The organism is Mucilaginibacter sp., from assembly GCF_036568825.1.
GTDB lineage: Bacteria > Bacteroidota > Bacteroidia > Sphingobacteriales > Sphingobacteriaceae > Mucilaginibacter.
Genome location: NZ_DATCRU010000016.1, coordinates 1 through 7133 on the forward strand (window position 1 = coordinate 1; position 7133 = coordinate 7133).

General features: G+C 42.4%; 5 protein-coding genes and 1 pseudogene. 2 read left to right on the forward strand and 4 right to left on the reverse strand.

What is annotated here, in order from left to right:
• Nucleotides 1-268 (forward strand): hypothetical protein (locus VIM89_RS03515; protein ID WP_488154749.1); only part of this gene is annotated, 268 nt, incomplete at its 5' end.
• A 159-nt stretch (nt 269-427) separates the two neighbouring features.
• Here VIM89_RS03515 and VIM89_RS03520 read toward each other — a convergent pair.
• The gene (locus VIM89_RS03520; RefSeq protein WP_488154750.1) at nt 428-1351 is read right to left on the reverse strand and encodes a hypothetical protein; all 924 of its coding nucleotides are present in this window, start codon (nt 1349-1351) and stop codon (nt 428-430) included.
• A 178-nt stretch (nt 1352-1529) separates the two neighbouring features.
• On the opposite strand from VIM89_RS03520, the gene VIM89_RS03525 reads away from it, so the two are divergent.
• Nucleotides 1530-2006 (forward strand): GNAT family N-acetyltransferase, encoded by a 477-nt coding sequence (locus VIM89_RS03525; RefSeq protein WP_488154751.1) that lies wholly within the window; start codon nt 1530-1532, stop codon nt 2004-2006.
• Between the two features lie 531 nt (nt 2007-2537).
• Here VIM89_RS03525 and VIM89_RS03530 read toward each other — a convergent pair.
• From VIM89_RS03530 to VIM89_RS03540, 3 genes and pseudogenes are all read right to left on the reverse strand, one after another.
• The gene (locus tag VIM89_RS03530) at nt 2538-5393 is read right to left on the reverse strand and encodes a M16 family metallopeptidase (RefSeq protein WP_488154752.1); all 2856 of its coding nucleotides are present in this window, start codon (nt 5391-5393) and stop codon (nt 2538-2540) included.
• A gap of 50 nt (nt 5394-5443) precedes the next feature.
• On the reverse strand, nt 5444-6559 hold the full coding sequence (locus tag VIM89_RS03535) for an acyltransferase family protein (protein WP_488154753.1): 1116 nt from the start codon (nt 6557-6559) through the stop codon (nt 5444-5446).
• A gap of 183 nt (nt 6560-6742) precedes the next feature.
• Nucleotides 6743-7133, reverse strand: a pseudogene (locus tag VIM89_RS03540) (glucosamine-6-phosphate deaminase); the annotation flags it as partial.

The window sequence follows — 7133 nt, forward strand, 5'->3', positions numbered from 1 at the left end:
TATTAAAATGGATCACAATACCATTTATGGTGTAAGCACACCTTACTCAAACTGCGGTTTGTGCTATGGCAACTATTCTGGTGCATCGAGCTCGGATATTTACATGGGATATAATAAAGTGAAATTCTTCCAGAAATCAGGGGCAGAAATGGATGCATGGTGGGATCCATCAACCGCATTTCAGCCCGACGGATGGAACACTAATATCCTGAAAGCCAGCATTGATGCGAGCATACTACCGGCTACTATCATTACAATGAATAATTAATCAATCAACCATATTTTGACAAAAGCCTTCAGCGAAAACTGAAGGCTTTGTTTTTGTGTACTACGGCAAAACTATACACCGTGTCATGCTGAATTTATTTCAGCACCCCACAGGACATTCCCGCTTGCTTAGTCTACGATTTGTTAATAGCAGACTTGCCTATCTAATACTTTTATGATGGGATGACTGATCCGCTAACCAGCGGACGGCATGACGTGTAGTTTTGAATTCATCGCCGGAAACCGGGTATAGCCAATCCTGTGTAGCTACTTCATGTGTACAAGGACCATAAGTGATGATGCGGATTTCTCGTTTAAGTGATTCTTTCCTCAAAATCCCCAATACATTCTGTAGAATTTTACCCCTGAAAGGCGTGTACATAAAAAATACAGTTCCCCCAGAATAATCAGCACTTCTTGCATCTGCATTAATAAAACTTACATCCTGCAAGCCAAGCACAGCGGCGCATTCCTTAGAATATTTACAAAACGCCGGATCAAATTCCACACCTACGGTTTGAGTACCTGTCAATAAATTCACCAGCATAGCCACTTGCCCCAACCCTGAACCTATATCGAAAAAGACATCGCCTTTTGTTAAGCCCGCTTCCTTTACCAGGTCGAAAGCGATTCTTGCCGGGGTCTTCTGGTAAAACACCATTTCCGGCTCCAGCGACCGGCTTTGCTCCGGCATGTCCCCAATGGAAAGTAAACGGTTTATAAAAATATCGAGGTTGTCATAGCCTTCTTCGTCGAGGTGGCAGTTTTCAAAATTTACATATTCTCTGACCAGCGCCTCAAATTCGTCACCACTATATTTTTTATGTTTGATCTTCTGCTGTAATCTTTTAAATAGCTTGTTATCTATTTCTTCGAGCTGCAATTTAACTTCTTCGGCTTGCTGCTGAAGCGTTGTCAATCCATCTTGATATGGTTCAACGTTTCTTAATGTTTCGATTTGATCAAGTATATGAAAGTCTAAAAAATCGATGGCATCAGTACGGGCATCGAAATTCTTCTCATTCTGGAGCGCTGCATTACCCGCTATATTTTGGATATGTGCTTCGATTTCAGAGAAAATCATTCTATTAAAAAAATGTTGGTCTGGATAAATGTTGGTCCGGATTTTCAATTCCGGACCAAAAATAAAAAGGGGATTTGCAATCCCCGATTTTAATCTTTCGCGGATTACAAATACGCTTGTTTGTTAGTCCGGGATTGAAAATCCGGACTAACGTAAAACTTACGGTGTTAACTTTGTCATGATCTATAAGAATTTCGATATGTCATCAGTGCATGATGTTAAATTAATTGAATTTACAGATTTAAACTTCACAATGATTTATGGCCTGGTACATGAGGCTAAGCATAATAGGCATGATTTCATACAAAGGACGATTGACGACTGGAACAGCGGCGCAAATAAATTCGACAAACCGGGTGAAAAGCTATGGGGATTAGTTTCAGGTAGCGAACTGATTGGTATAGGTGGCCTTAACCGTGATCCTTACACCGAAGATACAAATACCGGGCGTGTAAGGCATTTGTATGTTCTGCAAGCCTACCGTCGCAAAGGGTACGCAACTTTGCTGATGAATGTGATCATAAATAATGCACGCGCATATTTCACTTCTCTTCGCCTATTTACAGACAATCCTACTGCAGCAGGGTTTTATGAGCAGCTTGGCTTTCAGAACGTAAATAGTTATAAAGTAAGCCATATGCTGACTTTGGCCTAAAGCTGGGTTAATAATAATTTGAAACTATTCGCGGATTACAAATCCGCTTGCTTTTTAGTCCAGAATTGAAAATCCGGACTAACGTGAAGTCATTCCCGATCACACAATTTATATTTCATAATAATTGCTTTTTACTTTATTGATGTCCTCAAAAAAATAAATGCGATCATTTTCTATTTTATCTAGGAAAATCAAATTTTTAATCCTTCCAAGAAATTTAATATCGAGGTTATTCAAGTCGATGTTGACGAGTTTAAAGCCCCAACCCATGAACTTTTTGGAATAAAGGGGAATGTATAAGCTATTACTTTGACAAATAGCTGGCCCACCAAAACGGTGTCCTAATAAGGGCCTATTATTTATTATTAAAGAGCCCACCACCGGACCTCCCTGTGTAATCTCCATTAAATCAATGTATCTGATTTCAACATTGTTTACGTTTACTGTGATGTCAAAGTCGATTGGCGTTTGAAAATTGTTTATCATTTTGAAAATAAAAAACCCCTCTCTTTTAGAGAAGGGTTAAAATTTTTACTGTTTCTCCGGCAACAAGATCAATTTGATCAAATTATTACCGCTTAAATATTTATTAGCTGCATCCTTTACAGTTTGAACTGTTACTTTGTTCAAGTCTTTAATATGATGAAGCACAGCATCTGGATCGTCTCCATTTTGCGATGAAGCTGCCAAATGTGCAGCCCAGAATGTGTTTTCTTTTAATTGCACTTCGGTCGAGCGGCTTTCTTCTGCAACAAATTTTTGTATATCTACTGCCTCAGGACCGTTTTGTTTGATCTTGTTGATCTCCTCCATCGTGGCATTGATCAGCTTCTCAACATTAGCGGGGGCGCAACCAAAGTACACTATGATGCTATAACGCTGGTTAGGTATCTTCACAAAATTAGCCCTTACACCCGGTGCATATACGCCGCCCTCCTTTTCGCGCAGACGCTCGATCAGTTTGATATTCAAGATTTCGTTTAATGCGTCTACCTGCAGGTTATTGTCAGCATTAAAATCATAGTCGCCGCTGAAAACCAACTGCACGCTGCTCTTATCGCCTATGCCCTTGTGTACTTCTTTAATGAGTTGTCCTGCCGGGATGTGGATACCTAAGTTCTTATAGGTTTCATCACCTTTGCCCGATGGCAGGCTTCCAAGATATTTCTCCAGCAATGGTTTTATTTTATCAACCTCAAAGCTTCCGACTAAAGTAAAAGTGAACCCGTTGGCATCAGCAAAACGGTCTTTATAAAAACCATATGCTTTATCCAGGCTGGCTTTATCTAATCTTTCTGTCGATGGTACCATTCGTCGGAAGTTATGATTGCTTAGCACAGCAGAAACAGTATCCTGGAAAACACTTGTCGGGTCAAGACTACGGTTAGCCAGCACCGATTTGGTTTGTGTCATGCTCGACTGCCAGATATCGGCATCTTTACGTGGTTGGGTGAAATACAGGTACACCAATTGCAAAGCGGTCTCCAAATCTTTTGGTGACGAGCTGCCGTTAATACCTTCTGTGGTTTCAGTGATTTGTGGCGAAATATGTACGTTTTTGCCACTCAATAGTTTCCCAAGCTGAATCTCATTAAAATCAGCCAAACCGCTGTTTCCGATCACATTGTCCGCCATATCAGCCGAGGTAAAGTCAACGTCACTTGCCAATGAAGTACCACCGAAGTGATAACCATTGATTAGTATCTCGTCATTCTTAAATGTGGTCGGTTTCAGGATTACTTTCACGCCGTTTGATAATGTCAGCGTAGTAGTAATAATAGCGGTATCTTTCTTTTCAGATACAACCTTACCCGGAGTTGGCTCTTTAGCCAGCAACGGCTTATTGCTTACATTATCTACGTACTTTGTCACGTCCTTACCCGCACTGCTGATCCATTCCAACAAGGTTTTTTCGTTTGGTAATTTGTCTTTCTCCTTTTCAGGCGCTTCTACAACCACAGCACGGTTCTGATCGCTGATGTATTTCCCAGCCAGTGCGTTGATCTCACTCAGCTGTATCTTATCTACATTTTCCTTAAAGAAGTTATATTCCCACGCAATGCCCGGGACCGCCTCGCCATCAAGGAAGTTCTGCTGATACTCACGCACAAAATTTACTGATTTAGTTTTATCGCGTTCCTTATAGGCGCTTTCCATTTCAGTTAAGGCATCCTGTTTGGCACGATCGAATTCGGTTTGCGTAAAGCCAAATTTGCGCGCACGCTCTGTTTCAGCCACAACGGCTTTGATCGCTTTTTCCAACTCACCTGGTTTAGCAACAGCAATGGAAGTAAATGCATCCTGATGACCTAAGAAACCTCCATAGCTAGCCCTGCCGAAAAGAAACGGCGGATTGGCCTGCTTGGTCAATTCGCCCAAACGTTCGTTCAGCATCTGGTTGAACAGATTTACACGCATGCTTTGCAGGTAATCCGCTTTGGTGCGCACCGTTGTTTCGGGGTGCTTTACCACGATCTCGCAAAGTGTATAAGGGAACTCCTTGTCTGTGGCGATCTTTACCGCTGTACCCGGAGTCGCCGGGATCGAATATTTTGTTCTTGGCTTTTCGTTGGCCGGGTTTTTTAGTTCCGAGAAATTATCTTTTATCAATTGCTCCACCCGTTTTGGATCGAAATCACCCACAGCAATTACAGCCTGCAGATCGGGCCGGTACCAATCGTGGTAAAAGCTTTTGATCGTTTCAGGCTTGAAGGTTTTCAATATATCTTCCTTACCGATTGGCAAACGTTCGGCATATCTCGAATTGTTCAGCAATACCGGCAATATCTGGTTCTGCAAACGCTCCTGTGCGTTTTTACCGCGCAGGCGTTCTTCCTCCAGAACCACACCACGTTCATCATCAATTTCTTTTGGATCGAAGGTGACATAGCCTGCCCAGTTTGATAGTATATCAAAGGCTTTTTCAAATACTTTCACGCTATCGGTCGGTACCGGTAATTGATACACCGTCTCATCAAAAGAAGTATAGGCATTCAAATCAGCGCCAAATTTTACACCTGCCTTTTGCAGGTAATTCACCAATTCATTTTTGGGAAAATCGCGGGTTCCGTTAAAGGACATATGTTCGGTAAAATGCGCCAGACCCCGTTGTGCGTCAGTCTCCAATACTGAGCCTGCTTTGTTTACCAGGTACAATTCAGCGCGGTTCTTCGGCTCAGCGTTTTTGCGGATATAATAGGTTAAACCGTTTGGCAGTTTGCCAATGATCACATCCGGATCAACTGGTAACAGGTTGCCTTTTATCTGGGTTGCAGCGGCAATCGGTTTACTTTTAGGCGACGATACCGGCTTTCTCTTTACCTGTGCAAATGAAAAATTGACAGTAACAGACAAGGCCAGTGCGGCTATAAGGAGTTTCTTATTCATTTTATATTTTAAGATTAGATATTGAAGGACAGGTTTAGTTTCAAACGTTATTATACTTTAATTATGATTTTGCGCTTGTAGAGTACCCACATGACGATCCACACGCAAAACACGGTAAATATAGCGCTCGCCAGCGAAGCATTGATCGGAGAAAAATACGGTGCAAATAGAATTTCATATAGTGATTTACCCCAAAGTTTGATCTGACCGACATAATGCGGAATAAAATCAGCCAGTATATAAGCTGTGATAGCATTGGCGCCGAAGGCAACAATTGGTGGCGTAAACTTTTTATGCCCACGCACATCGATGATCCAGTAACTTAAAGCTAATCCAACACAAGCCAGACCTCCAGTATACAACACAAATGAGCTTGACCATAAAGCCTTATTGATCGGGAAGAACAAATCCCAAATCAAACCCAGTATTACTGCGATAGTCCCGTAAACAAACATCCAGGTAACCTTAATGCTATCCTCGTGGTCTTTCCGCTTGATCCATGCTCCTAAGCGAATTCCGAATAAACCTGTAGCTACAGCTGGGATAGTTCCCAATAGACCTTCGGGATCCCAGACTTTAGTTTCGGCCCAAAGGTGGTTTGGGGTGAACACTAATCTGTCTAACCAGGCTCCAAGGTTTGTCGTCGGCTCCAAATTAGCATAACCAACACCCGGTACCGGGATAAAATTCATGATGATATAATACCCCACCAGAAAAATAGCAAACAGCCAATCACGCGTTTTTTGCGATGTTTTAACGTACAGTACAGCGCAGATAAAATAAACAACAGCGATGCGCGGCAGCACCCCGGGAATACGCATGTGAGCAAAGTTTCCCAGGAAAAAGAACCGGATAACATAGCTGATCAGTAATAATATTAAGGTGCGTTTTAAAGCTCGTAGTATTAGTTTATTATGATCTGCGGTTACTTCCTTTCTGCTTTCCATCGCATAAACAATAGAAACGCCAACCATAAAAAGAAAGAAAGGAAATATCAGGTCTGTAGGCGTGCAGCCGTTCCATTTTGAGTGTTCCAGTGGCGCATAGGCATGTTCATTGCCCGGGTCGTTCACAAGAATCATCGCAGCGATAGTTAATCCGCGGAAGACATCAAGTGATAATAGGCGTTTTTTTAGTACGGATTCGTTGGTGGAAATTCCTGTCATTTGGGTTATAGGTTTTTAATTTTTAACAAATCGTCATTGCGAGGAACGAAGCAATCTCTACGTAGGATATTCAATGCACGAGAATATTTTGATGAACGTTCACTAAGAAATTCCCGTGTGCTTGACTTGCATAGTTCGGAGATTGCTTCGCCCCTCGCAATGACGTGAAATATAATTACGCGATCAATATTTGTACCGTACAAAAGCTTCCATCGCTTGATATTCAGCTAACCCTAGCCTGTCATAAGCCTGCGCCGTTTCCCTGTTACGGTCTTCAGCACGTACCCAGAATTCCCTTGCATCGTCACCCGGAAACACCGCCCTGTCTTTTTGCGACTGGTGCTTGAAGATAGCGTTACGTTTACGAAGTACTTCCTGCGGTGAAAGCGGCACGGCCATTTCTATTTCGTAAGTTTCAAACTCTTTCCATGCACCGCGGTACATCCACACCCAGCAATCTTTTACCCAGTCTTCTGTGGCCCTAAGTTTTCTTAGGGCGGCTATCACAATGTTAAAACATACCAGGTGCGTACCATGCGGGTCGGCAAAGTCACCGGCTACAAATACCTGCTGG